This window comes from Pseudomonas sessilinigenes, from assembly GCF_003850565.1.
Lineage (GTDB): Bacteria > Pseudomonadota > Gammaproteobacteria > Pseudomonadales > Pseudomonadaceae > Aquipseudomonas > Aquipseudomonas sessilinigenes.
The window spans coordinates 2,391,136-2,417,762 of record NZ_CP027706.1; the positions used below are offsets into that span (position 1 = coordinate 2,391,136).

Consider the following 26,627-nt stretch of genomic DNA (forward strand, 5'->3'; position numbering starts at 1 on the left):
GGGGCCCATGGCGCCGGGCCGCAGCGCGCCCCGGATCGGTCCGCGGCCCGGCTGCTCCAGCGCTCGGATGCCCCAGGGGCGGGTCAGCCCACCAGGGCTTTGCCGAAGATCTGCCGCGCGATGACCATGCGCTGGATCTCGTTGGTGCCTTCATAGATCTCGCTGATCTTGTTGTCGCGATAGATCTCCTCGACCTTGTAGTGGCTGCCGTCCTGCGCCAGCTCGCGCAGGAAGCCGTAGCCACCGAAAATCTGCACGGCATCGCGAGCCATGTCGCCGGCCGCTTCGGTGGCATAGTACTTGGCCATGGCCGCTTCGGGCTCCGGAAACTCGTTGCCCAGGTCCATGCGCAGGGCCGCCTTGATATAGAGGTTGCGGGCGTTCTCGATGTGCGTCGCGCGCTCGGCCATGCGGAACTGCCAGTGCTGGAAGGCCCCCAGTTTCTTGCCGAATGCCTCGCGGCTGCGCAGGTGTCCGGTGGAGTGGTCGAATGCCGACTGGGCCATGCCCACGCCGGTAGCGGCGATGCCGATGCGGCCGTAGGTCAGGGTCGACAGGGCCACCCGCAGCCCCTGGTTGGGCTCGCCGATGCGCCGTTCCAGGGGCACTTCCACATCCTGCAAGTGCACGTCGGCCGTCAGTTGTCCACGATTGCCCATCTTGCGATCGGGCTTGCCGATGCGTACGCCCGGTTGGTCGGTCTCCACCACCAGCTCCACCATGCCGTCCTCTTCGCTACGGCACAGCACCACGATGAAGTCGGCGACCGGCGAGTTGGTGATGAAGCGCTTGTGTCCATTGACGATGTAGCGATCGCCCTCGAGCCGGGCGCTGGTGGCCACGGCCTTGGGTGACAGGTCGGTGCTGGCCAGGGGCTCGGTGGTGGCGAAGGCGCCGATCTTGTCGCCGTTGATCAAAGGGCGCAGATAGCGTTCGCGGATGAAGTCGCTGCCTCGCTCCAGGGTGCGTCCGGCGAGGATGCAATGCACGTCGAAGATCGCCGCGATCGAATTGCTGTGGTAGGCCAGCTCTTCGCAGGCCGTGGCCGTGGCCAGCACCCGGTGCTCCAGGCCAAGCCCGCCATCCTGGGTCAGGAAAGGGATGCGGAAGATGCCGTGGCGCGCCATGGCATCGAAGACGTCCCGGGGAAAGTTGGCCACGCTCTCGTCTCGGTGAGCGATTTCGTAGGCCCGTGGGGCGACGAATTCGTCGGCGAATGCCCGGACTTCCCGGCGGATCTCAAGCACTGCGGTGGAGGACATCAGGTCGTGGTAGAGCTCATCGGCCATGCGTTTGGGAAGGGTTGCCATTTTTACCTCTGTACCAACATTGTCGGGGTTGACTGTCTTGGCCTCCGCCGGCGCTGCCCCGGTTGGGGCCGCCCTGGGTGATGCCGCTTGCTGTGGGGGCCGTCCAGGGCTGTAGATCGCCTGGCCGGGACGCTCCCCAGGTCCTGTAAAAAACTGCCTTGGGGGGTTCAAGCCCCTGCGCCCTGGGACTCTGAGGGGGCCTGGGCGCCGAGGGTGACGCCGTTGTACTTGAGGAAGAACGCGTCGGCCCGCTGGGCGATGTCCGAGTAACGACCGGCGATCGCCAGTTGCATCATTTCCACCTGCAGTACCTCTTGCTCGACCATGTAGTCCAGGAATGCCCGGGCCTCGACAGGCCCGGCCTGGCGCAGTTTGCGCAGCCAGTCGACGTAATCGATGGTGCCCTTGTGGAAGACCCTGACCAGGGCTCCGAGCAGCACCTTGGGGGTCGATGAAATCAGCCAGGCCTTGAGCCGGGTCATGGCGGCGGGCGTGGCATCGAGCCCCCAGTGACGGGCCGCCGCCCCGTAGCGATCGGCGTTGAAGAGTTCCAGGTCCCAGTAGGTTTTCCAGAACACCTGGCTCTTGTCGCCTTCCAGGCGCTCGCACAGGCGCCGGACGGTGATCAGGGCGAAGGCGCGGTTGGCCAACTCCCGAGCGAAATCGTGAATGAATGCTTCGGATGCCATGGTGACTCTCCAGTTGGATGCTCAAGTAAAAGGGGCAGGGTTAATGGGTGAGCACGCCGGCCGGCCCGAACAGCAGCAACTGGCCGTTGGCACCAGGGGCCAGGGCCGAGAGGTTCAGGCGCTGTTCCTGGCGGGTGACGCGAAAGTGTTCGAGGTCCTGCTCGGCGACCGCGATCAGGCCGCCATTGCCCACCAGGGCCACGCGACCGTCGGCCAGTTGGGTGATCGCTGTGATCGACTCTTGGCTGGGGTTGTCCAGCGCGCGCCACTGCGTACCCGACGGGTCGCCGAGCAGCACCCGGCCGCTCATGCCTGCCAGCAATACCCGGCCATCGCGCAAGCCGAGCCCGCTCCAGAGCGAGCCGCTGGCACCGGTGTCCAGTGCCTGCCAGGTACTGCCATGGTCGCTGGAACGGTAGGCGTTGCCGGCTTCGGCGGCGATGAACAGGCCCGCCTGGCCGGAGGCGAAGATCTGGTTCAGGTGTCGGTCGTTGCCTTCCTCGCCGACTTGCAGGCGTTGCCAGCTCTGCCCGCCGTCCTGGGTCTGCGCGGCGTAGCCGTAGGCACCGACGACGATGCCGTGCCGGGCATTCTCGAACCATACAGAGAGCAGCACCGGTTGTTGTTCCAGGTCGGGCAGGCGGGTCCAGGTCTCGCCGGCATCGTCGGTGTGCAGCAACAGTCCGGCGTGGCCCACCGCCCAGCCCTGGCGCGGGTCGATGAAGCTCAGGGCGGTGAGCAAGCCATCCACCGGCACGCTTCGCGCCTGGTGCCAGGCTTGGCCATCGTCGGAGAGGATCACCACGCCATGGTCGCCAACGGCCACCAGGCGTTGGCCGGCCTTGGCCACCGCCACCAGGGAGGCGTGCTGTGGATTGTCCAGGGGGCTGGCGGGCATCTGGGCCGCCCATGGCTGGTCGCCGAAGGCCAGGCCCAGGAGCAGCAGGGGCAGGCTCAGCAAGCGGATTGCAGGCATCGGGGGTTCTCCTCTTTCAGTGCGCAATCAGGGGCGCACGGATCGGCCCCCGTCGTGGAACCAGGGTTTCCAGGACCACCGCCAATGCCGGTAGCAGGGTGATTGCCATGAGCATGTTGGCCATGAACATGAAGGTCAGCAGCAGGCCCATGTCGGCCTGGAACTTCAGGGCCGAGAACGACCAGGTGGCGACTCCCACGGACAGCGTCAGGGCCGTGAACACCGTGGCCACGCCCACTTCGCGCAGGGCGTGCTGGAACGCGCTGACGATGTCCCGGCCCTGGGCGAGATGCATCTGCAGGCGGTTGTAGATGTAGAACGCGTAATCCACGCCGACGCCGACCGCCAGTACCATCACTGGCAGGGTGGCCACGGTCAGGCCGATATCCAGCGCCTTCATGAACCAGTAGCCGAGGAAGGTGGCCAGGGTCAGTGGCAGGCAGCAGGCCAGCATCGCCCGCCAATCGCGATAGACCAGGAACACCAGCAGCACGATGGTCAGGTAGACATAGAGCATCATCGGCAGCTCGGAAGACTCCACCACCTCGTTGGTGGCGGCCTGCACGCCAGCGTTGCCGCTGGCCAGGCGCACGGTGACCCCGGCCATGGGGTACTGCTCGCGGTAGTCCTCTACGGCCCGCACCACCCGTTTGAGAGTACTGGCCTTGTGATCGGCCAGGTACAGGTTGATTGGCAGCAGGGTGCAGTCGGCGTTGTACAGGCGCAGGGCCTCGGGCACCTGGCGCACGGCCTCGCCCAGCGACAGCTCGTCCGCGGGCAGCGCGGCCCATTTGGGATTGCCTTCGTTGACGCCGGAGGCCGCGAGTTTGGTCATGCCTGGCAGCGATTGCGCCGAGAGCACCCCGGGTACGTTGCCCAGGTACCAGGTCAGGCGATCCACGTAGGTCATCGTCTCGTGCTGGTAGCAGCCACCCGCCGGGGTCTCCACGGCGACGGTGAACAGGTCCAGGCCGAGGGCGAAGTGCCCGACCACGCTTTGCACGTCCAGGTTGTAGCGCGAGTCGGCGTGCAGCTCCGGGGCCCCCGGCAGCACATGGCCGATATGCCGGCCCTGGCTCTGCCAGACCGCCACGGCCAGGAGCACCAGGCACAGCAGGGTGGCGATGAACGCATTGCGAGGTTCAGCGATCCGCCCCAGTTTCACCATGGTGTCGTCGCGCCAGGCCCGCAGCTTTTCCAGGCGGGCCACATAGGCACGATCGAAGCTGAAGTAGCTGGCCAGCAGCGGCAGCATGATCAGGTTGGTGACGATCTTGTAGGCCACGCCTACCGAGGCCGTGATGGCCAGCTCGCGGATCATCGGGATAGGCACCAGCACCAGGGTCGCGAAACCGACGAAGGCGGTGATCAGGGCCAGGGTGCCGGGAATCATCAGGCCCCGGAAGCTGCTGCGCGCAGCGCCCATGCCAGTGGCCCCGGCGCAGATTTCCTTGGCGATGAAATTGACCTGCTGCACCCCATGGGAGACGCCGATGGCGAACACCAGGAACGGCACCAGGATCGCCAGTGGGTCGAGGCCGAAGCCCAGTAGCGTCAAGGTGCCGAACTGCCAGACCACCGACACCAGCGAGCACAGCAACGGCAGCAGGGTCAGCACCCAGGAGCGGGTGTACCAGTACACCGCCAGGGCGGTGAGGACGAAGGCCAGGCCGAAGAACTCCACCACGCTCTTGGCTCCGGCGCCGATATCGCCCATCTGCTTGGCAAAGCCGATGATCTGGATGTCGTAGTCGGCGTCGGCGTACTGGCTGCGCACCTGGTCTTCCAGGCGCTGGCTGAACTCCAGGTAGTTCAGTCTCGCGCCGGTTTGCGGGTCCGGGTCGGCCAGTTCGGCCACTACCATGGCCCCTGACTGATCGTTGGCCACCAGGCTGCCGATGAAACCGCCAATGATGGTGCGCTCGCGGATACCAGCGATCGCCTGTTCGTCCAGGGTGCCGACGGTGACATCGCCACCGACCACGTCCTCGGCCTTCATGCCTTGCTCGGTGATTTGTACCGCGCGGATGTTCGGGGTCCACAGCGAGGTCACGCTGCGTCGGTCGATCCCGGGCAGGAAGAACAGGGTCTGGGTCAAGTCGTACAGGCGGGTCAGCGCCTGCTTGTTCCAGATATCGCCGTGCCTGGCGTGCAGCACCACGATGACCCGGTTGGCGCCGAACAGCACATCGCGGTACTGGTTGAAGGTCTTGATGAAGGCATGTTGTTGCGGCAACTGCTTGTCAAAGCCTGCCGACATCTCCAGGCGAGAAGCGAAAGAGCCCATGACCAGGGTGATCACCGCCAGCACGGCGAGGGTAGCCAGGCGGTGGCGGAAGAAGAAACGCTCAAGTGTCGACACCAAAAAAGCCAGCATGGAATGCCTCGATACAGCGCAGCCCGCCAGTGGCGACCGGTGCGGCAAGCCGCTCCCGGACCCTTGGCGAGCCGGGGCCGGGTCAGAACGAGTAGGAAATATTGCCGCTGAGGAAATCACGGTCGGCCATCAGGTTATTGGCGCCGCCGCCCCAGAACTGCACCCATTGCACGCCGCCTTTCCAACGGTCGCGGTAGTTGAACAGCAGTGCCGTGCTCAGCGACCTGCGCCCCTCGATGAAGGGCGAGGCGTTGGGGGTGGTGCCGTGGACGTCATGGCTGAAATCCAACTGTGGCGTGACGGTGATGCCGCTGCCGAACAGGTCCGGGTAGTTGATCCCGAACTCGGTCACGTAGCCCCAGGAGGTCTTGTCCGGTATCGAGTAGTCCGGCAGGGCGTAGGGAACCTTGCCGGAGGTATCCAGGCCCGGATAGTGAGTGACCACCGCTTCGGCCAGGATGAAGGCGTCGGATGCACCCAGCGTGGCGGGAATGAAGCCCAGGGGGTCGTTGCCCGAGAAGTTGTAGATGGCGTTGATGTCGGCCTGCCACTTGCGTTCGTTGACGAAGCCCTTGCTCACCCCGGTATCGAACACGCTGTACTTGTTGTACGCGCCGCTGAAGGCCTGGCCGAAGGGCACGGTGGGGTCGATGGCGACGCTGTCCTGAGGGCGGAACGACAGCTCGCCGGCCACGGCTACGGGGCCGGCCATGGTGCTCATCGAGATGCCGAACAGGTCTTTGTCCTGGCCGTAGTTGATGAAGTAGTTGTCCACCACCAGGTTGTCGGGGTTGTTGCGGGCGGTGTAGCCAACGAATGGCAGCTTGTCGTGGTAGCGCTGGTAGAAGAAGCCGAACTCGGTGGCGATACTCTCTGCGGTCCAGCGCAGTGCCACGCCGTATTGGCCGCCATCGCCCGGCTTGCGCTCGCCGGCATAAGGCACCGCCAGGCCCGCTGCCACCAGTTGCGCGGTGCCCAGGCCGGTGTTCAGAGGATCGCCGCAGCGTCCCGTGGGCGTGCCAGCGCAGGCCCCGGGGCTCAACCCCTCGAGATAGTGGGTGGGGTAGTAGATCGCGCGGCGCCCTTCGCCCACCACGTCGGTGGTGGAGAAGTAGGTGCCGACCGGGTCCACGTCATAGGCATTCCACTTGAACTGATAGTAGGCCTCCAGGTTCAGCGTCTCGGTCAGGCCGATATTGAACGAGGCCATCGGTGCCGGAATGAACACTTCCTTGAGCTGGGTGCCGGGGGTGTGGAACTTGGGCAGGCTCAGGGCGTTGATCTGGTTGATGCCGCCGGACATGAAGATCTCCGAGCCCCAACTGATCACCTGGTTGCCGAGCTTGGCCTTGGCCGGCATGTCGGCGATGTCGAAGCTCTTGGCCAGCCACAGGTCCAGCAGGTCGAAGCGCTCGGTGGCATCGCGCTTGGCCGTGTGCTCCAGGTCGGTGCGCCGGGTATCGTCCATCTTGAAGTCCCGGGCCCAGGCCACGCGCCCGAGCGCGCTCCAGCCATCGCCGAACTTCAGGCTCAGCTCATGGGTGCCCTTGACGACCTGGGAATATACATCGTGCTTGCGATAGTTCAGGTCGCCATCGTCGGAGTTGGAGAAGTTGATATCGGCATTGGCATAGCCGTTGCCGCGTCCGAGGTTGTAGTAGCGGCCCAGCTCGTTGTCGATGCCGTTGTTGCAACCACCGTTATCGCCGCCCAGCTGGCGGCATGCGGGGGATTGCAGGCGGCTGGCAAAACCATAGGAGAGCGTGGAGTCGAAGCTGCCTGACAGGCCGTCCGCGCTGCCGAAGAGGACGGCGTGGCTGGCCGGTATCCAGGCCAGGTTGGAAGCCACGGTCATGGTCAGGACCAGGGTCTTGCGCGAGCAGAGGCTTGGCTTGGGCACCGAGTCGCCGCCTTTTTTATACTTGTGCATGGCGTTTTCCCCGGGTCGATCAACGTTCGCCGCGACGGCGCAGTTCGTTGGAGTTGAACATCTTGTCGTTGACCCGGCCTTCCTGGCCGGCGGTGAGATCCAGCACCTGGCCTTCCTGGGTGAAGCCATCGGCAATGTAGCGCCGGGCAATCAGGTCGTAGCTCAGGTATTCGAAACTGGTGCAGGCCTGGATTTCGGGAGCGGCCCACAGGCTGCCTTCCTGGACGCGCCAGAGGTTGCCCTTGGCGTCGTACATGTCGACGTGCAACAGGCTCCAGCTGTCTTCGTCGAAGAAGAACACGCGCTTGGCGAAGGAGTGGCGCTTGTCGGCCTTGACGGTGGCCTCGACCACCCAGACCCGGTGCTTCTCGTAGCGCTGCACATCGCGGTTGAGGTAGTCCTGGCCGATCAGTTGCTCGTACTTGTTGGCCTTGTCGACCAGCTTGTAGGAGTTGTACGGCACGATCATTTCCTGCTTGCCCAGCAACTTGAAGTCGTAGCGATCCAGCGCTCCGGTGAACATGTTGATCTGGTCGACGAAGTACAGGTTGTCGGAGCCGGCGATCGGGTTGTCATAGGCAAAGGACGGTGCCTGGCGTACACGCCGCTGGCCGGGGAAATAGATCCATGAGCTCTGTACCTTGTCGAGGAAGGCATGCACCAGGTACATCTCCCCGGCCCTGGACGACGGCGATAGCACGTCATACAGCAGCTTGGCCTCGATGCCGTCGGTGTCGCCCGGTGCTTTCACCGCGGCATTGTTGTAGGGGTAGTACTCGTAGGCCCACTGCCGGACCTCGGAGAGGGCCGCATTCTTTTCGCGCAGCAGGAACGAGATCTGCGCTCGACGTCCCTTGGCCATGTAGCGCAGCTTGTAGTTCCACATGGCTTCGATGCCGTTCTGCGGAATCGGGAACGGTACCGCTGCTCCCGCGGCCTGCTCCAGGCGCCAGCCATCGCTGCCAATGCGTGCCTGGCCGGCGAATGTGCGGGTGCGCTCGGCCACTTCGGCCGGGATCGGGCAACTGCGCCGGGTCGGATAGACGTCCAGGCGGTAGCCTGGGTAGGCCTTGATCAGGGCCGCTTGACCTGCGGGCAGCAGTTGCAGGTACTGGGCCAGGTTGCGCGAGTCGATGGAGTACAGCGGTTTGTCACTGGCGTAAGGATTGCCATGGCCGGCCGACCAGCCGGTGGGAGCCTGGGTCAGGCCTCCGGTCCAGGCCGGGATGCTGCCGTCGGCATTGCCGGCTTTCTCGGCCCCGATGGGGGTCAGTCGATTGCCCAGCTGGCTCAGGTCGGCCGCGGGGGCAGCCTGTGCCTGGACAGTACCGAGCAGCGCCAACAGCGCGCCGCCCAACAGCGAAAGCGAAGGGTGTGTCATGAACTTCTCCTGGGGAGCTTTTTGTGTTTATCGGGAAGCAGTTCGAAGTGACTCGCAAGGGTAGGGGTGACGCTGTTCCGCATTGCACGGAAGTGGTTCGCCGGCAGGGCTGTGGTACGCACCGTACCCATGCCCCGGTCGTGTCGCGCAAGCCGCAGCGCGTTCCGGCAAATGGCTCGACGCCCCGCAGTAGAGTCTGCTCGCAGTCATCTACTCACCCTCTTTATTGGTTTTTTTGGTGGTGCGCATGCAGGCGGTCCGGGAGGCGATGGAGACTGGCTAGTGCGGCTCGCCTGCCAGGTCAAGTTATACAAAAGCGCTTGGGGCGGCTTGGCCGCAGAGGCCAGGGCAGTTGCCATCTGGTGCCAGCCTGGTTGTCGGTGCGCTAGGGGGGAGGGAACGTGGCGCAGGCGGTGTTCGATGTCGAGGTCGAGGTCGAGGTCGAGCCCAGGGATGCTCGCTGCGCCGGGATATCAATACGTGCTGGCAACCCATGGGGCGCTGGCGTTCAAGGTGCCGGCAGGCTGGCGCCATCGCGCCACTGGGCTGGGGTCTGGCCCACCTGGGTCTTGAACAGGCGGATGAAGAAACTTACGTTTTCGTAGCCGACTTCATAGGCGATGGCCTTGACCGGCAGGCCGCTGGACAGCAGCAGTTTCTTGGCCTTGTCGACCCGCACCCTCTGCACGTAGAGGTTGGGCGGCAAGTGGGTCGCCAACTGGAAGCGGCGCTTGAGGGTCCGCTCGCTCAGGCCGGCTTCACGAGCCAGGCTCGCGATGCTGATGGCTTGCCGGTGATGGTTCTCGATCCAGTCCTGGACCTTGAGTACCACTGGGTCGCGATGATTGCGATGCCCCGGCAGGATCGGGCTCAGGCGCTCGGGCATCGAGACCAGCAGGTGGGTTGCGCACAGTTGAGCGAAGCGGTCGCCCTGGTCCTGGGCGAGCATTTCCAGCAAGGCGTCGAAGCCGCCCCCCAGCGAGCCGCTGCTCCAGATGCCCTGCGCCTGGGTGAAGGATGAATGGGCCACGAAGGTGCAGTCCGGATAGCGTTTGTTCAGGAGCCGGGTATAGGCCCAGTGGGTGGCCAGGAGCATGTCCCGGCCCAGCCCGGCCGCCGCCACATGACAGGCGCCGGTGGTCATCGCCAGGACCCGCGCGCCACGGGCCTTGCACTGGGCCAGCCAGGCCAGGGCCCGGGCATCCGGAGCAAAGCCGGCGGCCAGGCGCGGGCCTTCGATGGGCGGAATCACGATCAGCTGGCAGTCGTCGGCCGCCTCCAGCGCGGCATCCGGGTGAATGGCATGGCCACTGGCAGCCTGGACCGGGCCGCCATCGATCGACAGCACCCTGGCCCGATAACCCTGGGGGACCCCGAGGTGCTGTTCCAGCAGTGCGACGATGCGAAAGAAGTCCGTGGCCGAGAACACGCCCATGGCCCAGCAGCCGTCATAAGCCAGAATCGCTACCTCGTTCATGCATCCCCCCATGGCCTGATCGGACTATCGATCGGCCCTTTAGAACACCGATCGGGAACAATCGCAAGACTAGGATGGGCGGCATCGTTGAACAGGCCCATGGCCAGGAGCAAGGGATGCAAGCAACCAGTACGGGACAGGTGGATCGCTTTGCCGATCTGCTCGGGGTCGAATACCAGCAGGCCAGTTTCGAGCAGGCGGTCTGCCGGCTACGGCTGGGCGAAGCGCATCGCAACGCCTTGGGCGGCATTCACGGCGGCCTGGTGTTCTCCTTGGCCGACATTGCTTTCGCCGCTGCGTGCAATGCCGCGAATGCGCTGTACATCGGCTTGCAAGCCGAGATCCGCTACATGGCCAGGGTCCAGGGCGAGGAGTTGATGGCCTGCGCCACCCTGGTGGGCAGCACGAAGAACATCGCCCATTACCAGGTCATGGTCACGGACAGCCAGGAGCGGCGCATTGCCCTGTTCAGTGCCACCGCCTATCGCCTCGGCCAGTGACCCTGGGGCAAGATGCGCCCGGAATGCCCGGCCTTTCATTCACTGTCGCGGAGCATGTGCATGCCTTCTGTTTCTACCCGGCAACACTGGATCGACACCCCGAGGGGGCAGCTGTTTGCCCAATGCTGGAACCCGGGCCGGGAGCAAGGCGTACCCCTGGTGCTGTTGCATGACTCCCTGGGGTGCGTGAGTTTGTGGCGGGACTTCCCCGAGCGCCTGGCCCTGGCCAGTGGGCGCCGAGTGGTGGCCTATGACCGCCTGGGCTTCGGCCGTTCGGCGGCTCGCAGCGGTTTGCCGCCTACCTGTTTCGTCGAGGACGAGGCGCAGGGTGATTTCCAGGCCGTGTGCCACACCCTGGGGATCGAGCGCTTCGTGGTCTTTGGCCATAGCGTCGGTGGTGGCATGGCCATTGGTTGCGCGGCGGCCCACCCACAGGGCTGCGAGGCGGTGATCAGTGAGTCGGCCCAGGCTTTCGTCGAGCAGCGGACCCGCGACGGTATCCGCCAGGCGCAGCGTCAGTTCGCCGAGCCCGGGCAGTTGCAGCGATTGCACAAATACCATGGCGACAAGGCGACGTGGGTCCTGCGGGCCTGGACCGACACCTGGCTGGACGCTGCCTTCGGCCACTGGACCCTGGACCCGCAGTTGGCCCGGGTGCAGTGCCCGCTGTTGGTGTTGCATGGCGATTGCGACGAATACGGTTCGTTGTTGCACCCTGAGCGTATCGCCGCTGGGACCGGCGGCCCGGCGTGGGTGCATGTCTTTGCCGGGTGTGGCCATGTTCCCCACCGGGAAAATCCGCATGGCGTTCTGGAGCAGGTGCTAGGGTTCCTGTCGCGCTGAGGCCGGGCCTGGGTCAAGGCGCTGTTGCTGATCGACCGCCCGCTGGCCCATGGGCCGTTAATCGCCATGTGCCAGTATCTTGTGGCGGGTGAAAACCTGCTTATATGATTCGCGCGCCCAATCACCCGGAGTCGACAGGTTCTGCGCCACCGGCCTCGGGCTCTTTCACTGGTTCTACAGGGATGTTCTAGCGATGAAGATCGACAACAAGGCAGGTTTGCCCAAGCCCGGCCGCCTGGGGCGGGCGTTGGCCGCTCTGACGTTGGCCACGGCGGCGTTCGCGGCGCCATTGGCCGTCTATGCCAAGGACCCTTTGATCCCGCCTGGCGCGGTGCTGGCGGTGATCAACAACGTCCAGATCGATGACCAGGCCGAAACCTTCGAACTGGAAGATGGCGTGGTGTCCAACTTCTGGTATGGCCGCGAGATCGACCTGGGCGGCAAGCACTATTACGCGACGTTCTCCTGGTTCACTCGCGACCGCGCGGCCCGTGAAGGTGAGGACTTCATCGCCCCGGACGTCAAGGTCCGGCTGGCGGACGCGACCTTCGAACTGGCTCGCCCGGGTCAGAAGCAGCCTTACGATATTCGCAGCATCGAGCGCAAGATCGGCTTCTTCGGCGCCCGCGAGCAGCCCGAGGAAGTGGACACCAGCCGCCAGGCCCTGGAGTACCGCACCAACGATGGCCGCCTGGTGCTGGCGGTGCCCACGGCCACCTTCGACAGCGGCTATGGCATCAGCGGTTATGCCGTGTTCGTGTTCAACCCGAACAAGACCCCGGAGGAGGACGGCTGGGTCTGGAGCTACCTGGGCCAGGTCTTCAGCGGCGAGGACAACTCGGCGGCCTGCGACGACGGCACGGTGATCCCCTGCATCGCCAACCAGGGCGAGCTGAATTTCGTGGCGGCCCAAGGGCCGATGCCGCGCTTGCTGGTCAAGTTCAGCGGCACCACCTCTGCGGGCGACACCCAGACCCGCAAGATGGGGGATGCCGATGACGTCAGCTACGTCTTCGATGGCAAGCAGGTGCAGTATGTCCGCCAGTGATCGGTGCGGGTGCCTGAATCCAGGAGCCGCTTGGAGGTGACTGGTTTGCAGCGCTTGGACATCGATTTGAGCGCGGTGGGCAGTTCGGCCGAACTGCACATCCTGTTGCGCGACGCCCTGGGGTTTCCCGCTTGGTACGGCTGCAACTGGGATGCGTTCTGGGACGCGATCACCGGGCTGGTGGAGATGCCACGGCAATTGTCGTTCCACGGCGGGTCGGCATTGAGCCAGCGCTTGCCCGACGATGCGCGGTTGCTGGCCCAGTGCCTGGAGCACCTGCGCGCGGAGTACCCGCAGTGGGCGCCGCAGGTGAAATGGCTTTGAAAGGGCGATTTACTAATCCGTGTCCTTGCTCTATAAATCGGCCTTGCGGCGCGCACCACTGCGCGCCATCTGCCGATGACAGGAGGAAGCTATGTCACCGTTAAACGTGAAAGCCTGACGATTTGCCCCACCCCCTCGCTTGAACATCTCGAGACACGCTGGTCCCAGCGCTGGCTCGAAGAAGGCACCTACGCCTTCGACCGCAATGCCCCACGGGACGCGGTCTATTCCATCGACACACCGCCACCCACGGCCTCCGGCTCGCTGCACGTCGGCCATGTGTTCAGCTACACCCACACCGATATCATCGCCCGCTTCCAGCGCATGTGCGGCAAGACTGTGTTCTATCCCATGGGTTGGGATGACAACGGCCTGCCCACCGAACGGCGCGTGGAGAACTACTACGGCGTGCGCTGCGATCCGGATGCCACGTACCAACCGCAGTTCCAGCCGCCGACTACGGTAGCCCGGCGCCGCAGCGAGTATGTCGCGATCAGCCGGCGCAATTTCGTCGAGCTGTGCCATCGCCTGACCGCCATCGATGAGCAGGCCTTTCGCAACCTGTTCGTGCAGCTGGGGTTGTCGGTGGACTGGGGGCTGACCTACGCCACCATCGATGAGCGGGCGCAGCGGGTCAGCCAGCGCGCGCTCTTGCGCAACTACCAGCGTGGCGAGCTCTACAGCCAGCAGGCGCCATGCCTGTGGGACGTAACCTTCCAGACCGCCGTGGCCCAGGCCGAGCTTGAGGATCGCGAGCAGCCGGGCGCCTGGCACGACCTGGTGTTCCGGGGCGACGGGGGCCAGGCGCTGCGCATCGCCACCACGCGTCCGGAGTTGCTGGCGGCCTGCGTGGCGCTGGTGGCGCACCCCGACGATCCACGCTACCAGGGGCAGTTCGGGCAGGCGTTGCGCTCGCCGCTGTTCGAGGTGCCGGTGCCGTTGCTCGCCCACCCGCTGGCCGATCCGCAGAAGGGCACGGGGCTGGCGATGGTCTGCACCTTCGGCGACCTGACGGACGTGCTCTGGTGGCGTGAATTGCAGCTGCCGACCCGTTGCATCATCGGCCGCGACGGTCGCTTGCTGGCGCAGGCGCCTGAGTGGCTGGCCGATCCCGCCGGACGCCAGGCCTATGCCGCACTGGCCGGTTGCAGCCTGACCCAGGCGCGCCAGCGGTTGTTGCCACTGTTGCACGGGTGCGGCGGTCTGCTCGGCGTGCCACGGCCGATCCGCCATGCCGTGAAGTTCTTCGAGAAAGGTGACCAGCCGCTGGAGATCGTCGCCACCCGCCAGTGGTACTTGCGCAATGGCGGACGCGATGCCGAGCTGCGCCAGCAACTGCTGGAGCGGGGCCGCGCCCTGGCCTGGCACCCGCCATTCATGCGCAGCCGCTACGAGCATTGGGTCGGCGGCCTCAATGGCGACTGGCTGATCAGCCGGCAACGGATCTTCGGCGTGCCGCTGCCGTTCTGGTACCCCCTGGATGCCCGGGGCGAACCGGACCATGACCGGCCGATCGCGGCCAGCGAAGACTCGCTGCCGGTGGACCCGACCCTGGACACCCCGCCGGGTTACGAGCCGGACCAGCGCGGCCAGCCCCATGGTTTCATCGGCGAGCGGGACATCATGGATACCTGGGCCACCAGCTCCCTGAGCCCGCAGATTGCCGCGGGCTGGGAGGAGGGCGATGGCCTGTTCGAGCAGGTCTTTCCCATGGACCTGCGGCCCCAGGGCCACGACATCATCCGCACCTGGCTGTTCTCGACCCTGGTTCGCAGTCACTTCGAGCAGGCCGCCGTGCCCTGGCGCCATGTGGCGCTGTCGGGCTGGATCCTCGATCCGGACCGCAAGAAGATGTCCAAGTCCCGGGGCAATGTGGTCACCCCCCTGGCGCTGCTGGAGCAGTACGGCAGCGACGCGGTGCGCTACTGGGCGGCCCTGGGGCGGCCGGGCAGCGATACTGCCTTCGAAGAGCAGCAGATGAAGATCGGCCGGCGCCTGGCGCTCAAGCTGTTCAACGTCTCGAAGCTGGTGTTCGGCTTGCCCGGCGACCCCGCCGGGCCGGTGTCCCAGGCGCTGGACCAGGCCATGCTGCAACGCCTGGGAAGTGTCGCCGGCCAGGCCCGGCAGGCATTGGAAAGCTACGACTACAGCGCTGCCCTGGTACGCATCGAGGGATTCTTCTGGTGGTTCTGCGATGACTACGTCGAGCTGGTCAAGCGCCGCGCCTATCGGCCCGAAGGGCACTCGGCGCGCAACGCCCTGGCCCGAGCCTTGAGCAGCCTGCAGCGGCTGTTCGCGCCGTTCCTGCCTTTCGTTTGCGAAGAGGTCTGGCGTTGCTGGCAGCCGGATTCGGTGCACCGTGCGTCCTGGCCCGAGGCCTGTGTGGCAGAGGCTGAGGTGGAGTCGTTGCTGGAGGCGGTCAGTGCGACGCTGGCGGCGATCCGCAAGGCCAAGTCCGATGCCCGGCAATCGATGAAGGCGCCGGTCGCGCGGGTCGAGCTGGTGGACCAGGCGCCGTCCCTGGAGCGCTTGCAGGAGGCCCGCCAGGACCTGCTGGAAGCGGGCCAGGTGGCGCACTTGCTGTTCATCGAAGGCCCCGAGCGGCAGGTGCGGGTCTGGTTGCAGGCTTGACCATGCAGCGCATCCCGCCCGCCGACGCGAATCTGCGTCGGCGGGCGGTTTATTTTCCCCGGTCGATGCTGCCACTATGTTCGCCCGTATCAGTGCCTGCCAAGGGAAGCTTCAGTGAATATCCAAGACAACCCGCAAGACTACAGGGACCTCAAGCGCGCCGTGGGCCTCTTGGAGTCGCCATCGTTGACGGCACGCCTGTCGGGCTTGCTGGGCTCGCCCATCGAGGGTGCGGTCAAGGCCTTGCCGGCGGTGGTGTCGCAGAAGATCAACGGCGCGGTGGTGGCCGCACTGCACAGTTCCGCCGATGCGGCCTTGTGGAGCCTGGACAACCAGCCGAAGAAACAGGCCTCGCCGCGCTTGCACAAGTTGTATGCGGCCGCGTCCGGGGCCTTGGGGGGCGCCTTCGGTTTTGCTTCGCTGTTCGTCGAGCTGCCGGTGTCCACCACCATCATGATGCGCTCGGTGGCCGATGTGGCGCGCAGCGAGGGGTTCGACCTGACGGACTTCGCCACCAAGCAGGCGTGCATCGAAGTGTTCGCCATGGGCGGCAACAGCGAGGCCGACGATGCCAGCGAAACCGGTTACTACCTGACCCGCAGCTTCACCACCCAGGCCATGCAGCAACTCTCCAAGGAACTGGCCGCCATCGCCGCCAAGCAGGGCTCCAGTGCCATCAGCCGGATGTCGCCGGGGCAGGCGGGCAAGTGGCTGGCGGTGCTGATCGAAAAGGTCGCGGCGCGCTATGGCGTGACCATCTCCAGCAAGTTCGCGGCCCAGGCCGTGCCGGTGATCGGAGCCGTCACCGGCGCCACCATCAATACCCTGTTCACCGACTTCTACCAGGACATGGCCCGTGGGCATTTCATCGTCAAGCGCCTGGAGCAGCAATACGGTTTCGAGCCGATCAAGGCGGCCTATGCCGAGCTCAAGGGCAAGCGGTTGGTGGGCTGATGCCCAGGTGCTGCTGGTGGTGGAACCCTGGCATGGAAGATTCGACCGACGGACATGTGCAAGCGACAGCCCGCTGTGGTGGCGCTTATTGAGGCCTGGCGCCGCCCCGAGAGGGGCTGGGGCGCCGCTATCCAGTGGGAGGAGGTCCGTGGGGCTGTCGCTAGCGCTACTCAAGACCCTACGGTTACTGCCCGGCTGCCAGCCGCTGTATCGAGCGGACTCCGGCCTGCATTTTCTCAACGGCCGAGGCATTGGCTGAGTGCACCTGGATCCGTGGCGGGCGAAAACCCTGCAAGGCCACGGCTTCCTCGATCCACAGGATCACGTCGTAGCCAGTGCCGCGTTCGTCGTCGCCCAGGTCGTGGTCGAGGCTGATTTCACTGACGCCACCGGCCTTGAGCAAGGCAATGACTTCGTCCGGCCAGTAGGCCCGCACCCAGCCTTCGGGCGTCTGGCGTTCATCGTCGAGGTAGATTTTCATCGGGCAGGGTGTCTCGGCTGGTTTCAGGTAGGGGGCGTTGCGTTGACGTGCAGTACCAGGTTCAAGCAGTCATTGCCGAAAGCAGGTACATGACCCTGGCACCGGTCGATGAAGAACATCGCTCCCGGGGGTGTTTCCTGGGGCATCGAAAAGTGTGTCCAAAGGCGGTTCTTGGTGGCCTGGGTAAAATGGATGTACAGGCTGTCCCCTTCGATGCGAATACTGTCCTGGTGTCCACCGCAGTGCAGGATCAGGCTGACGAGTTGCGCAGGTTCGGGCTCCAGGGCAAAAGCCTGACGGCAGTCTTTGCGAATGGCGCGGGCTATGGCATTGAACTCGCCAGGACTGCCGTAGAGATGCAGCTCCTGGTCGATCAGTCTGGTGAACACGGCAAGCATCCTTGGAGGGGGCGGGTTTTATAGCGGTTCCAGGTCACGCAAGCCAAGGGTATTTGCAGCCTATGCAGGGTGGCACCGTGCGGTGGATCGGTGTAGAAGCATCCCGGGGCAACGCCCCCAGTCTTTGATCGAAACCACTGCCAGGAAGGTCTGCCTTGTCCAACGCCAATCCCATCACCCACGTCGCTTTCGAAGCGGACCAGCTCTGTCTCGGCTGGGCCGATGGCTTGCTGCTGCGCCAATCCCTCGGGCGTTATGGCCGCTTGCAAAAAGCCTCGGCGCAGCAGCGCCAGGCCTGGCGGATTGCGCCCCAGGGCAGCTCGGTGCTGTGGCCCGGGTTGGGTGAGCAGGGGCTGGTGATCGAGGGCGCCGACTGGATCTGGGAGCATGTGTGCGAGCAGTCCATGGCGCGCCTGCAGGCGCTGGATTGGGACCTGGAGCGTCTGCCTGAACGGGACCAGGCCATCGTCGCCCTGTGGCGCCTGGAGGCAGATGGCTACAACGGTGGTTTCCTGCAGTTCTTCTGCAACTGGGGCGAGCGCAGCTACCAGTTGGCCCTGGACGCACTCCAGGCGTTGGGTGCGACCCGGGCCAGGGCGGTGGTGGAACGCCAGCGGCAGACGATCGGCGATCTGCAGGCCCATCCGCCGTTGGAGCGCCTGTGGGATATTCCCGAGCGGCTCAGCGATGAGCAGCATGAGCTGATCAGTGGCGAACTGGACGAGCAATTGTGGACGGCGCTGGAAGAAGTGCCGGCACTGGCGGCCAGCCATTTCTACCCGCCGGCCTGCGAATGAGTGCGGTAGTGGCCCAGGACGATGGGCTGCAATTGTCCATCGTCGCCAAGGAGGGCAGCGTCTGCCCGTTGCTTGACGTTGGCCTGCGGGGCAGCGGCTTCCAGGCCCATATTCATATCGTCCACGAACCCCTGGAGGGCTGTGTCGGGTTGGCCGAGTTTTTTCTGCAAGCGGCGCAAGCGTTGCCTGAGGAGCCGTTGCAATGGCGCTCGGCGTGCCTTGACCTGGCCTTGCAAGTGACGGCCGACGCCGACTGGCGGCCGTTGCTGATGCTCAAGGTCAGCCTGTGGTCGACCGCGGATGACGCCAGCGACTGGCACGTCAACGCCTCGCTGCTGCTCAGCCCGGAGCAACTGCGAAGGTTCGCCGGGGAGGTCCTGGCCGAGGTGTCGGTGCCCATGCTCTAATGCCGCGCTTTTTCCCCCGGCAAACGGATTTTCCCATGGCTGAACCGCGTATCCGCGCCCTGGCGCTTTGTGTCTTCCATCACCAGGGCAAGATCCTGGTCCATCAGTTCGACGACCCCCATCAGCAGCAGACGGTGTTCCGCCCGGTGGGTGGCGGCATCGAGTTCGGCGAGCGCAGCGACCAGGCCATCCGCCGTGAGGTGGAGGAAGAACTCGGCCTGTCCATCAGCCAGTTGCGCCTGCTGGGTACCCTGGAGAATCTGTTTACCTACCTGGGCCAGCCCGGGCACGAAATCGTCCAGGTGTATGACGCACGCTTCGACGATGCCAGTGTCTACTCCCGCGACCAGTTGCACGGCGAAGAAACCGACGGCATGGGCTTTACCGTCAGCTGGCACGACAGTTCGAGCTTCGGCCCGCAAGCGCCCCTGGTGCCCCAGGGGCTGGAGCAGTTGCTCAAGCAGGCCGGCTTGCTCGACTGAGTGCAGCGAGGCCGCGACAGGCCCTGCCGGATGTCATTGTCCGACAGGGCCAAGGGCCTAGAAGTCCCAGCGGGTGCTGAGCATGAAGTTACGCGGTTCACCGTAGGCGGCCGAGTTATAGAAACCGACGTTGGTGTAGTAGGACTTGTCGAAGATATTGTTGACGTTCAGGGTCGCCGAGAGGCTGTCGGTGATCTGGTAGCGGGTCATCAGGTCCACCAGCCAGTAGGATGACTGGGTGATGTCCTGGTTGCGGTCCAGCGGCTTGTTGTAGATCGAGTACCAGCCTTTGCTCTGCCAGCGCAGGCCGCCGCCGACGGTCAACTTGTCCAGGTCGCCCTTGAGCTTGTAGGTGGTGTACAGGTTGACCTGGTCCTCGGGTTCGAAGGTGGAGAGCTTGTCGCCTTTGTCATCGCGCACCACCTTGTGGGTGTAGCCGGCCTGGACCTGCCAGCCCGGGCTCAACTCACCGGAAATCTCCGCCTCGTAGCCCTTGGTAACCGCCTTGGACCCCTTGTAGGCATAGTTGCTCGGGGTGGGGGTCAGGTTGTTGTAGGCGTCGTCGGAGATCGGCCGGTTGTTCTCGCGTATCTCGAAGTAGGCCAGGCTGCTGTTCAACCGGCCTTCGAAGAATTCTCCCTTCAGGCCCAGCTCGTAGTTCTGGCCTTCATCCGGCTCCAAAAGCTTCTGGTCCCTGTCCTTGTTGAAGCTTTCCTGGGGCATGAAGATATCGGTGTAGCTGGCGTATGCCGAGAAGTTCTCGTTGAGGTCATAGATGATCCCGGCATAGGGGACGAAGCGTCCGCTTTCCCGGTACGACGGGGTCAGGCCGGTCTGGTGATAGTTGACCACGCGCCCGCCGAGGATGACGTTCAGGTCGTCCAACAGGTTCAGGCGGGTGGTCAGGTAGGCGCCAGTCTGGCGCGTGGTGTCATCGGTAATCTGCGCCGGAGCCTGCCAGATGGGGCGGGACAGGTGGCCCTTCCAGTTGTAGAAATCCACCTTGTTGCCCTGGGGCCAGACCGGCGCCCAATAACCTTTGCCTTGCCAGCGTGACGTGCTGATCGAACCGCCCAGCACCAGCTCATGGTCGCGCCCGAACAGGCTGAACGGCCCGCTGGCATAGAGATCGGCGGAGGTGCTCTTGGTTTCGCCGGTGTACTTCTGGCCGTTGATCTCCGCGCTGCCATCGGCCTGGGGCTGGTCGAACTGGATCGAGCCCAGCTCGGCATGGTAGCTGTTGATCTTGTGGTCCAGCTGCAGCTTGGTGACCCAGCCATCGCCCAGGTCGTGCTCGAGCATGGCGAAGGCGGTGCGTGTGTACTGCTCCCAAGCGCTCCAGGTCGTACCGTTGTTGTAGGAGCGCGACATCTTGTTGATGCTGCCGTTGGAATTGACCAGCGGGAAGGTGCCGGACCAACTGGAGCCCTTGGGAATGTTGTCCTGCATGTCGGCGCCCACGGTCAGCATCGTATCCGGGGACAGGTCGAATTCGAGGATGCCGTAGTAGGTTCCGGTCTTGCGCGAGTAGTGGTCCAAAAACGACTGCTTGTCCTGGTAGGCGGCCACGGCACGACCACGGACATTACCGCTGTCGGTCAACGGGCCGCTGACATCCACCTCGCTGCGATAGTTGTCCCAGGAGCCTGCGCCCAGGGTGGCGTGCCCCTTGAACTCGGCGGTGGGTTTCTTGCGTACCAAGTTGATGGTGGCGCCGAGGGAGCCGGCGCCGGTCAGCAGGCCGGTGGCGCCCTTGAGCACTTCGACCCGGTCGTAGATCGCCATGTCGCTCAGGGTGTTGCCCGCCGAGTAGGCGACATTGCGTGAGGTGGAGGGAATGCCGTCGTACTGGAAGTTGTTGATCGAGAAACCGCGGGCGTAGTAGTTGGTCCGGTCGGTGTCGTAGGCCGATACGGTGATGCCCGGGGTGTGGCGCATCACGTCGTCGACGTTGTTGAGGTTGAAGTCTTCCATGTGCTGGCGGGTGATGACGCTCACCGATTGCGGGGTCTGGCGGGGGCTCAACACCAGCCGGGTGGCGGTGGCTAGGGTGCCTGGGGTATAGGAGCCGGAGCCCTCGGTCACGGTGCCCAGTTGGTTGCTGATGATCTGGGTCGCACCCAGTTCCACGCTCTTCTCCACCGCGGGCAGGCGGGTCAGCAGGACGGCATTGAGGCCATTGCGCTCGAAGCCCAGGCCGGTGCCCTCCAGCACCTTGGCCAGTGCCTGTTCGGCGCTCATCCTGCCGCTGACTCCAGGGGACTGGATGCCTTGGGCCATCGGCGAGGAATAGGCAATCTGCAACCCGCTCTGGGTGCTCAGTTGGTCCAGGGCCTCGGCCAGGGGTTGCCTGGCGATGGAGAAACTATGCAGGTTCGACTCTTGCTTGCTGAGGGCGCTGGCGGGTTCGACAGCTGCTGCGTGCCCGCAGGCCAGGCAGATGGCTAGCGCCAGGATGCTGCGGGCGGGGATGTGGGATGAGAAGTGCATGGAAGTCCCGTACGAAATAGGAATGATTTGCAAAAGCAAACACCCTGACGGGTTGTCCCGGACAAAGCCGTAAAACTTTTTTCTCGCCTGCCTTGGGTATGTCAGCGGATCACCAGGATGCCACCTGGCAGGCGGGTGAACTCGGTCCCCGTGACCTTGCTCAAGGCCTGGACGACCGCTTGCGGATCGTCGAGCCGGTAGTTGCCGCTGACCTGCTGCTGGGCGGCGGCATCGTTGAACAACAGGATCGGTGCCCGGTAGTAGCGCCGCAGCTCGTCCAGCACCTGGGCCAGTGGCATGTCCTGGAACGACAAGCGACCGTTGAGCCAGGCCATCTGCCGTTCACTGCCTTGCAGGTGCAAGGCCTGCAGGTGCCGGTCTTCCAGCCGTTGCCAGTTGCCGGCCTGCAACAGGCTCTGTTCGCCGTCGTCGCTGGCCAGGCGCACCCGGCCTTCACGCACCGCCACCGTGACGGCCTCGTCATGACGATTGACGCTCAAGCGCGTGCCGACCACGGTGACCGTGGCGTCGCCGGCGTCGATGATCATGGGCCGGGAAGGATCGTGAAAGGCTTCGACATACAGCTCGCCGCGCAGCAGGCGGATGCGCCTGTGGTCGCCGTCGAACGCGGTGCTGATAGCGCTATGGCTGCCCAGGACGACATGGGAGCCGTCGGCCAGGTCGAATGCCTGCAACTGGCCCATTCCGGCCAGGTGATCGGCTTGCAAACGCATTGGCAAGTCGCTGATCCAACCCGCGCCGAGCATCAGCAACAAGGCTGCGGCTGCCGCCAGCCAGCGGCCAGTGGCGGGTTTGCGGCGTACCGGGAGCGGCGCGGGAGGCAGCTCCAGATCCAGCGCCAGATGCTCCAGGGCCTGCTCGAAGGCGGTGGATTCCCACAGTGCTTGCAATGCCTCATAGGCCGCAGCGTGTCGTGGATCGGCGTTGCGCCATTGTTCGAAGCGCTGGCGCAGCAGTGGGTTGCCGGCCACCGCCTCGCGCTGGGCGAACCAGTCGCTGGCCTGTTCTCGCACCGCATCGCAGGGCAGGGCGTTGCTTGGGTGTTCAGTCATCGGGGTCGTGCCGGTCGGTGGCCTTGAGGCAGGCGTTGAGTGCATGGCGCAGGTCCTTTTCCACCGTGCTCAGGGAGACCTGCAGGCGCTGGGCGATCTCGCCTTGGGAAAGGCCGTGCAGTTTATGCAAAACCAGGATTTGTTGCTGGCGCTTAGGCAGGGTGGCCAGTACCTGCTGCAGCAATTGCAGCTGCTGCTGGCCCTGTACGTGGCTATCGGGACCCGGCGCGGCGGTTGGAACCTGGTTGATCTGGTGATCGTCGCCCAGCTGGTATTCGAAACGGCGCTTGCTGCGTTGGCTACGCAGATGATCGAAGGCCAGGTACTGGGCCGTCTGGTAGAGAAACGGTTGCAGATGCTCGATGGAGCGAGTGTTCAAGGCCTTGGCCACCCGCAAGTAGGCTTCCTGGGCCAGGTCTTCGGCCAGGCTGGAACAGCCGACCACGCGCGACAGCATGCGGATCAATGCACCGCGCTGGGCGACGAACAGCGTGCTGAGTCGTTGTTGGTTGTCTCCGGTCACCATCGCCCATGGTCCTCGCTACGCCGATGCGGTACCAGCGTGAATGGGCGGCTATTTTAATGAGAATCCGTATCATTACCAGTGGCTAATCCAGTCATGCTCAAGGTTTTTGTCGTGCTGGCATCCAGTGGTTGACGCTGGGCTGGCCGCGGAATGTTTTACTCGCTCGATGGTCGATTCAGCATGGCTCCCGCCGACTTGCCAGCAGCGCGATGGGGCGGGGTGGTTAAGGTTCACCAGGACGAATCGATCATGCATCTGATTGCCAGGATCATCTGTTTTTGCTTGCTGCCCTTGACTGTTTCAGCCTGGGCGGCCGAGTCGCCGGCGGTCCAGGCCGCTGCCGAGGACAAGGCCCAGGCCCTGGAGCAGAAGGCCGCGGACAAGCAAAGCCCGAAGACCGCGCCCGAGGCCGCTCCCCTGAGCAAGAGCGAAGCCCAGGCCGTCGATCCGGCGGGCCAGGCACCTCTGGACGATGCCCTGACTTGCCTGTCGCGGACCCTCTATTGGGAAGCCAAGGGCGGTGAGACCGAGGACATGGAGGCGGTGGCCGATGTGGTGCTCAATCGCCTGGGCCACGAGGGGTTTCCCGGGACGGTGTGCGAGGTGGTCAAGCAGGGTTCGCAGAAGAGCCCTTGCCAATTCTCCTGGTGGTGCGATGGCCGTCCGGACCAGGTGGAAGAAGAGCAGCGCTACAGCGTTGCCAAGGAGATTGCCCGCAAGGCCTTGAACCAGCAGCTCAAGGACCGCACCGGCGGTGCGCTGTACTTTCACGATCGCAGTGCTTCGCCGGATTGGGCCCGGACTTACATCAAGACCGTCGAGATCGGCAGCTTCCTGTTCTACCGGCCCAAGGATGTGGCGGCCCGCTAGCGCACGGCGCTAGGGCGTTGGCAGGTGCTGGCGCTGCCAGCGCTTGGCCAGTGCCCCCAGGCGCTGGCCGACGGACTGCTCGAAGGCTTTCCCATGCACCCGCTCCAGCAGCCTTGTGCAGAGCCCGTGGTCGAGGGGAAACCCTTGTTCCAGCCACTGGGCCGCACACCGTGGCCAGTAGGGCGAGCCGGAGTCCAGGGCGGTGAGCAGCAGTTCGCGCAGCGATAGCGGCTCGGGCAGCGGTGCATCGATCCTCAGTTCGGCCACTGCGCCGGGCAGGTCGGCCATGACCCTGGCCCAGGGACGTTCCAGCAGCGGCAGCAGCCAGACATAGCTGAACTCCCGGGTCATGGCTGCTGGGGGAATTGATCGGTGATGGTGTGCCAGTCGGCTTTCGTGGCCACGCAGTGGTGCTTCTGCCGTGGCGCGGTGAAGGCGGTGTCCAGGGTGGCGATGGCGATCGACAGCCAATCGGCGAACTGGCCCCCGGCGTTGTGCCAGAACAGTGAAGAGCCGCATCGCCCACAGAACTGGCGCAGTACCCCGGGCGAGGACTCGTAGGCCTTGAGCGCAGCGCCTGGGTCGTCGATGGCGAGATGGGCGCGCAGGGTGCTGGCGTAGGTGGCGAAGGCGGCCCCATGGCCCTTGCGACACTTGCGGCAATGGCAGTGGGTGACGGCCTTGAGTTCGCCGTGGACCTGGTAGGTCACGGCGCCACACAGGCAACTGCCTTGATGGGGGTTCTGCATGTTCATCTCTTGCTTGAAGGGGAAGGGCCTTGGGGCGGTATTGTCATCGCAGGCAAGGTCTTGCTGGAGCTCGTTGCCTGGCAGTCCCCGCGTCGTGGGGAGCGACATAGTGATCCAGGCACTCCATCGCCTCAATCCCCTCGCTCCATTCTGGTTTCGGTGTGCCGTGGGGCGCTGCTCCAGTTTCAAGGCAGGTCCAGGCATTCTAACCGGGCTCACTGACGGATAACCTGTAGGCATCGGTCGCAGGCTCAGGGTGAAGGGAGGGACAAACATGCAGGGACTGGAACATCGCATTCCGCCACCGGCGATCGCGCTGCTGTGCGCGCTGCTCATGGGGCTTGTGGCCTGGGGGACGCCGGGGTTGGAGCTGGGCCGCGGATTACGCCTGGCCTTGGCCTTGCCGTTGGTGTGTGTCGGCGTAGGGGTGGCGCTTGCTGGCGTGGTGTCGTTTCGCCGGGCCAGGACCACGGTCAATCCGCTCAAGCCGGGGAACGCCTCGGCGCTGGTCACTTCGGGCATCTATCGCTATACCCGCAATCCGATGTACGCAGGCTTCGCCCTGTGCCTGCTGGCCTGGGGCCTGTACCTGGCCAACCCCCTGGCGCTGTTGGGCGTGCCAGGGTTTGTGCTGTACATGAACCGCTGGCAGATCGGCCCCGAGGAGCGTGCCCTGGGGCAGTTGTTCGGTAGCGATTTCACGGCCTACCAGCAGCAGGTGCGCCGCTGGCTGTGAACGGGTGTGCAGGGTGGGTTCAGGCGGCCTGGACCTGCAGGTGCAACTGGCCATCGGTTTCCCGGGCCAGCCCGCTGGCCAGGAACAACGGCACCAGGCGCTGGTGCAGTTGTGGTTCGACGAACTCCTTGACCGTGGCCAGTTCCAGTTCGCCAGGCACCAGCAGCTCGGCCTTGGTGTAGGACAGCCAGGCCTTCTTCAAGGCTTGCAGCACATCGCTACCGGCGGTGGAGGCAAAGCGGCGGCTGGCCACCTGGCCGGAAAACTCGAAGCTGTGGCGGTATTCGTAGCCACTCTCGTCGCCCTGGCTGGCCACGCAGCGGCCGCAGGCACAGGGACCGTCGGCGAAGGCGGCGCGCAGGTAGGCGTTGAACTCGACGATGGGCTTGAGGGCCAGGCGCTTGTCGACTTCGAACAGGTCCCCGGTCATTGTTGCTTCACTGCTCAAGGTCATTTTCCTCATTGGCTGGCGGTGTATTTCTCAAGGGGCGCACCATAACAGCACGATCGGCGCACGGGTACCTTTGTCACCGGTCGGTAGCGTCGAACCCGGCCTGGCCACCTGCTAGGCTGCAAGCCTTGTGATCAACGTGCGCCCAGGCGCACCCCGAGCCTGAGAGGAAGCCTATGTCGATCCATGCTGTGACCGTCACCTGTTTCGCCCAGATGCTGCATACCCTGGAGACCCTGCTGGCCAAGGGCGAGGAACATGCCCGGAAGCTGGGTTTCGACCCGCAGAACCTGCTGGATGCGCGCCTGGCCCCGGATATGTACGATCTGGCGGCGCAGGTGCGTTTTACCTGTACCCAGGCCCGGGAAGCGGTGGAGCGCCTGAGCGGCCAATCGGTCAGCACACTGCCGACGCCGGCCAACATGGCCGAGGCCAAGGCACTGATCCGCCAGACCGTGGCGTTTCTCGCCGATGCCGATGGTCGATTGATCGATGACAGCGGTGCGCGGGCCGTGGCTATCGAACTGCCCAACGCCATCGCCTTCGACATGACTGGTGAGGAGTACGCACGTAACTGGGCCACGCCACAGTTCTATTTCCACCTGGTCACCGCCTACAACATCCTGCGCCACAACGGTGTGCCGCTGGGCAAGGCCGAGTACGCGCAACACATGCTCGCCTACCTGCGCCAGGCCCCGGTCGCCGGCTGAGCCGTGACCTTGGCCAG

27 protein-coding genes are annotated in these 26,627 nt (G+C 64.7%); 12 read left to right on the forward strand and 15 right to left on the reverse strand.

What is annotated here, in order from left to right; genetic code table 11:
* Positions 1-83 precede the first annotated feature (83 nt).
* From C4K39_RS11205 to C4K39_RS11235, 7 genes are all read right to left on the reverse strand, one after another.
* A complete protein-coding gene (locus C4K39_RS11205; RefSeq protein ID WP_124346370.1) occupies positions 84-1,310 on the reverse strand; it encodes an acyl-CoA dehydrogenase family protein in 1,227 nt (408 codons plus the stop codon).
* 167 nt (positions 1,311-1,477) lie between these two features.
* Complete coding sequence (locus C4K39_RS11210) at positions 1,478-1,999, reverse strand: hypothetical protein (protein WP_068588054.1); 522 nt, start codon at positions 1,997-1,999, stop codon at positions 1,478-1,480.
* A 40-nt stretch (positions 2,000-2,039) separates the two neighbouring features.
* Positions 2,040-2,975 (reverse strand): WD40/YVTN/BNR-like repeat-containing protein, encoded by a 936-nt coding sequence (locus tag C4K39_RS11215; RefSeq protein ID WP_124346371.1) that lies wholly within the window; start codon positions 2,973-2,975, stop codon positions 2,040-2,042.
* A gap of 16 nt (positions 2,976-2,991) precedes the next feature.
* A complete protein-coding gene (locus C4K39_RS11220) occupies positions 2,992-5,352 on the reverse strand; it encodes an efflux RND transporter permease subunit (protein WP_124346372.1) in 2,361 nt (786 codons plus the stop codon).
* 82 nt (positions 5,353-5,434) lie between these two features.
* On the reverse strand, positions 5,435-7,282 hold the full coding sequence (locus tag C4K39_RS11225) for a DUF1302 domain-containing protein (RefSeq protein ID WP_124346373.1): 1,848 nt from the start codon (positions 7,280-7,282) through the stop codon (positions 5,435-5,437).
* Positions 7,283-7,301: 19 nt separating this feature from the next.
* The gene (locus C4K39_RS11230; RefSeq protein WP_124346374.1) at positions 7,302-8,663 is read right to left on the reverse strand and encodes a DUF1329 domain-containing protein; all 1,362 of its coding nucleotides are present in this window, start codon (positions 8,661-8,663) and stop codon (positions 7,302-7,304) included.
* Positions 8,664-9,171: 508 nt separating this feature from the next.
* A complete protein-coding gene (locus C4K39_RS11235) occupies positions 9,172-10,140 on the reverse strand; it encodes a GlxA family transcriptional regulator (RefSeq protein WP_124346375.1) in 969 nt (322 codons plus the stop codon).
* 116 nt (positions 10,141-10,256) lie between these two features.
* Between C4K39_RS11235 and C4K39_RS11240 the strand changes: the two genes are divergently transcribed.
* From C4K39_RS11240 to C4K39_RS11265, 6 genes are all read left to right on the forward strand, one after another.
* Positions 10,257-10,640, forward strand: coding sequence for a PaaI family thioesterase (locus C4K39_RS11240; protein ID WP_068588080.1), 384 nt, complete (start codon positions 10,257-10,259; stop codon positions 10,638-10,640).
* A 60-nt stretch (positions 10,641-10,700) separates the two neighbouring features.
* Positions 10,701-11,483, forward strand: coding sequence for an alpha/beta fold hydrolase (locus C4K39_RS11245; RefSeq protein WP_124346376.1), 783 nt, complete (start codon positions 10,701-10,703; stop codon positions 11,481-11,483).
* A 193-nt stretch (positions 11,484-11,676) separates the two neighbouring features.
* Positions 11,677-12,531: a hypothetical protein gene (locus C4K39_RS11250; protein ID WP_068588076.1), complete on the forward strand. Its 855-nt coding sequence runs from the start codon at positions 11,677-11,679 to the stop codon at positions 12,529-12,531.
* Between the two features lie 36 nt (positions 12,532-12,567).
* The gene (locus C4K39_RS11255) at positions 12,568-12,855 is read left to right on the forward strand and encodes a barstar family protein (RefSeq protein WP_068588083.1); all 288 of its coding nucleotides are present in this window, start codon (positions 12,568-12,570) and stop codon (positions 12,853-12,855) included.
* A gap of 75 nt (positions 12,856-12,930) precedes the next feature.
* Complete coding sequence (valS, locus tag C4K39_RS11260) at positions 12,931-15,486, forward strand: valine--tRNA ligase (protein WP_124346377.1); 2,556 nt, start codon at positions 12,931-12,933, stop codon at positions 15,484-15,486.
* 114 nt (positions 15,487-15,600) lie between these two features.
* Positions 15,601-16,440 carry an EcsC family protein gene (locus tag C4K39_RS11265; protein WP_124346378.1) on the forward strand — a complete coding sequence of 280 codons (840 nt, stop codon included), beginning with the start codon at positions 15,601-15,603 and terminating at the stop codon, positions 16,438-16,440.
* 184 nt (positions 16,441-16,624) lie between these two features.
* On the opposite strand, the gene C4K39_RS11270 is transcribed toward C4K39_RS11265, so the two are convergent.
* Positions 16,625-16,921: a cyclic-phosphate processing receiver domain-containing protein gene (locus tag C4K39_RS11270; RefSeq protein WP_124346379.1), complete on the reverse strand. Its 297-nt coding sequence runs from the start codon at positions 16,919-16,921 to the stop codon at positions 16,625-16,627.
* Between the two features lie 23 nt (positions 16,922-16,944).
* Positions 16,945-17,310, reverse strand: a complete 366-nt coding sequence (locus C4K39_RS11275; protein ID WP_124346380.1) for a hypothetical protein — start codon at positions 17,308-17,310, stop codon at positions 16,945-16,947.
* A gap of 164 nt (positions 17,311-17,474) precedes the next feature.
* Between C4K39_RS11275 and C4K39_RS11280 the strand changes: the two genes are divergently transcribed.
* The 3 genes from C4K39_RS11280 to C4K39_RS11290 are packed head-to-tail and all read left to right on the forward strand — an operon-like array spanning position 17,475 to position 19,005.
* Positions 17,475-18,116 (forward strand): DMP19 family protein, encoded by a 642-nt coding sequence (locus C4K39_RS11280; protein ID WP_124346381.1) that lies wholly within the window; start codon positions 17,475-17,477, stop codon positions 18,114-18,116.
* 8 nt (positions 18,117-18,124) lie between these two features.
* A complete protein-coding gene (locus tag C4K39_RS11285) occupies positions 18,125-18,523 on the forward strand; it encodes a hypothetical protein (RefSeq protein ID WP_124346382.1) in 399 nt (132 codons plus the stop codon).
* A 35-nt stretch (positions 18,524-18,558) separates the two neighbouring features.
* Positions 18,559-19,005: an NUDIX hydrolase gene (locus C4K39_RS11290; protein ID WP_124346383.1), complete on the forward strand. Its 447-nt coding sequence runs from the start codon at positions 18,559-18,561 to the stop codon at positions 19,003-19,005.
* Positions 19,006-19,062: 57 nt separating this feature from the next.
* Here the strand turns inward: C4K39_RS11290 and C4K39_RS11295 are convergent, their stop codons facing one another.
* The 3 genes from C4K39_RS11295 to C4K39_RS11305 form a co-directional block, all read right to left on the reverse strand.
* Complete coding sequence (locus C4K39_RS11295) at positions 19,063-21,495, reverse strand: TonB-dependent siderophore receptor (protein ID WP_176719793.1); 2,433 nt, start codon at positions 21,493-21,495, stop codon at positions 19,063-19,065.
* A gap of 101 nt (positions 21,496-21,596) precedes the next feature.
* Complete coding sequence (locus C4K39_RS11300) at positions 21,597-22,568, reverse strand: FecR family protein (protein WP_124346384.1); 972 nt, start codon at positions 22,566-22,568, stop codon at positions 21,597-21,599.
* The gene (locus tag C4K39_RS11305) at positions 22,561-23,094 is read right to left on the reverse strand and encodes an RNA polymerase sigma factor (protein ID WP_068586971.1); all 534 of its coding nucleotides are present in this window, start codon (positions 23,092-23,094) and stop codon (positions 22,561-22,563) included. The genes C4K39_RS11300 and C4K39_RS11305 overlap by 8 nt, the downstream gene beginning before the upstream one ends.
* A gap of 249 nt (positions 23,095-23,343) precedes the next feature.
* On the opposite strand from C4K39_RS11305, the gene C4K39_RS11310 reads away from it, so the two are divergent.
* Entirely contained in the window at positions 23,344-23,964 is a 621-nt protein-coding gene (locus C4K39_RS11310; RefSeq protein WP_068586992.1) for a cell wall hydrolase, read from the forward strand.
* 9 nt (positions 23,965-23,973) lie between these two features.
* Here the strand turns inward: C4K39_RS11310 and C4K39_RS11315 are convergent, their stop codons facing one another.
* Together C4K39_RS11315 and C4K39_RS11320 are read right to left on the reverse strand one after the other, a co-directional pair.
* Entirely contained in the window at positions 23,974-24,315 is a 342-nt protein-coding gene (locus C4K39_RS11315) for a hypothetical protein (RefSeq protein ID WP_068586970.1), read from the reverse strand.
* Complete coding sequence (locus C4K39_RS11320) at positions 24,312-24,713, reverse strand: GFA family protein (RefSeq protein WP_124346385.1); 402 nt, start codon at positions 24,711-24,713, stop codon at positions 24,312-24,314. The genes C4K39_RS11315 and C4K39_RS11320 overlap by 4 nt, the downstream gene beginning before the upstream one ends.
* Positions 24,714-24,987: 274 nt before the next feature.
* Between C4K39_RS11320 and C4K39_RS11325 the strand changes: the two genes are divergently transcribed.
* A complete protein-coding gene (locus C4K39_RS11325) occupies positions 24,988-25,449 on the forward strand; it encodes a methyltransferase family protein (RefSeq protein ID WP_068586966.1) in 462 nt (153 codons plus the stop codon).
* A 19-nt stretch (positions 25,450-25,468) separates the two neighbouring features.
* On the opposite strand, the gene C4K39_RS11330 is transcribed toward C4K39_RS11325, so the two are convergent.
* Positions 25,469-25,903: a hypothetical protein gene (locus C4K39_RS11330; protein ID WP_053136322.1), complete on the reverse strand. Its 435-nt coding sequence runs from the start codon at positions 25,901-25,903 to the stop codon at positions 25,469-25,471.
* A 173-nt stretch (positions 25,904-26,076) separates the two neighbouring features.
* Here C4K39_RS11330 and C4K39_RS11335 point away from each other — a divergent pair, with 173 nt between their 5' ends.
* Positions 26,077-26,610 (forward strand): DUF1993 domain-containing protein, encoded by a 534-nt coding sequence (locus tag C4K39_RS11335; RefSeq protein ID WP_124346386.1) that lies wholly within the window; start codon positions 26,077-26,079, stop codon positions 26,608-26,610.
* The last annotated feature ends 17 nt before the right edge of the window (positions 26,611-26,627 follow it).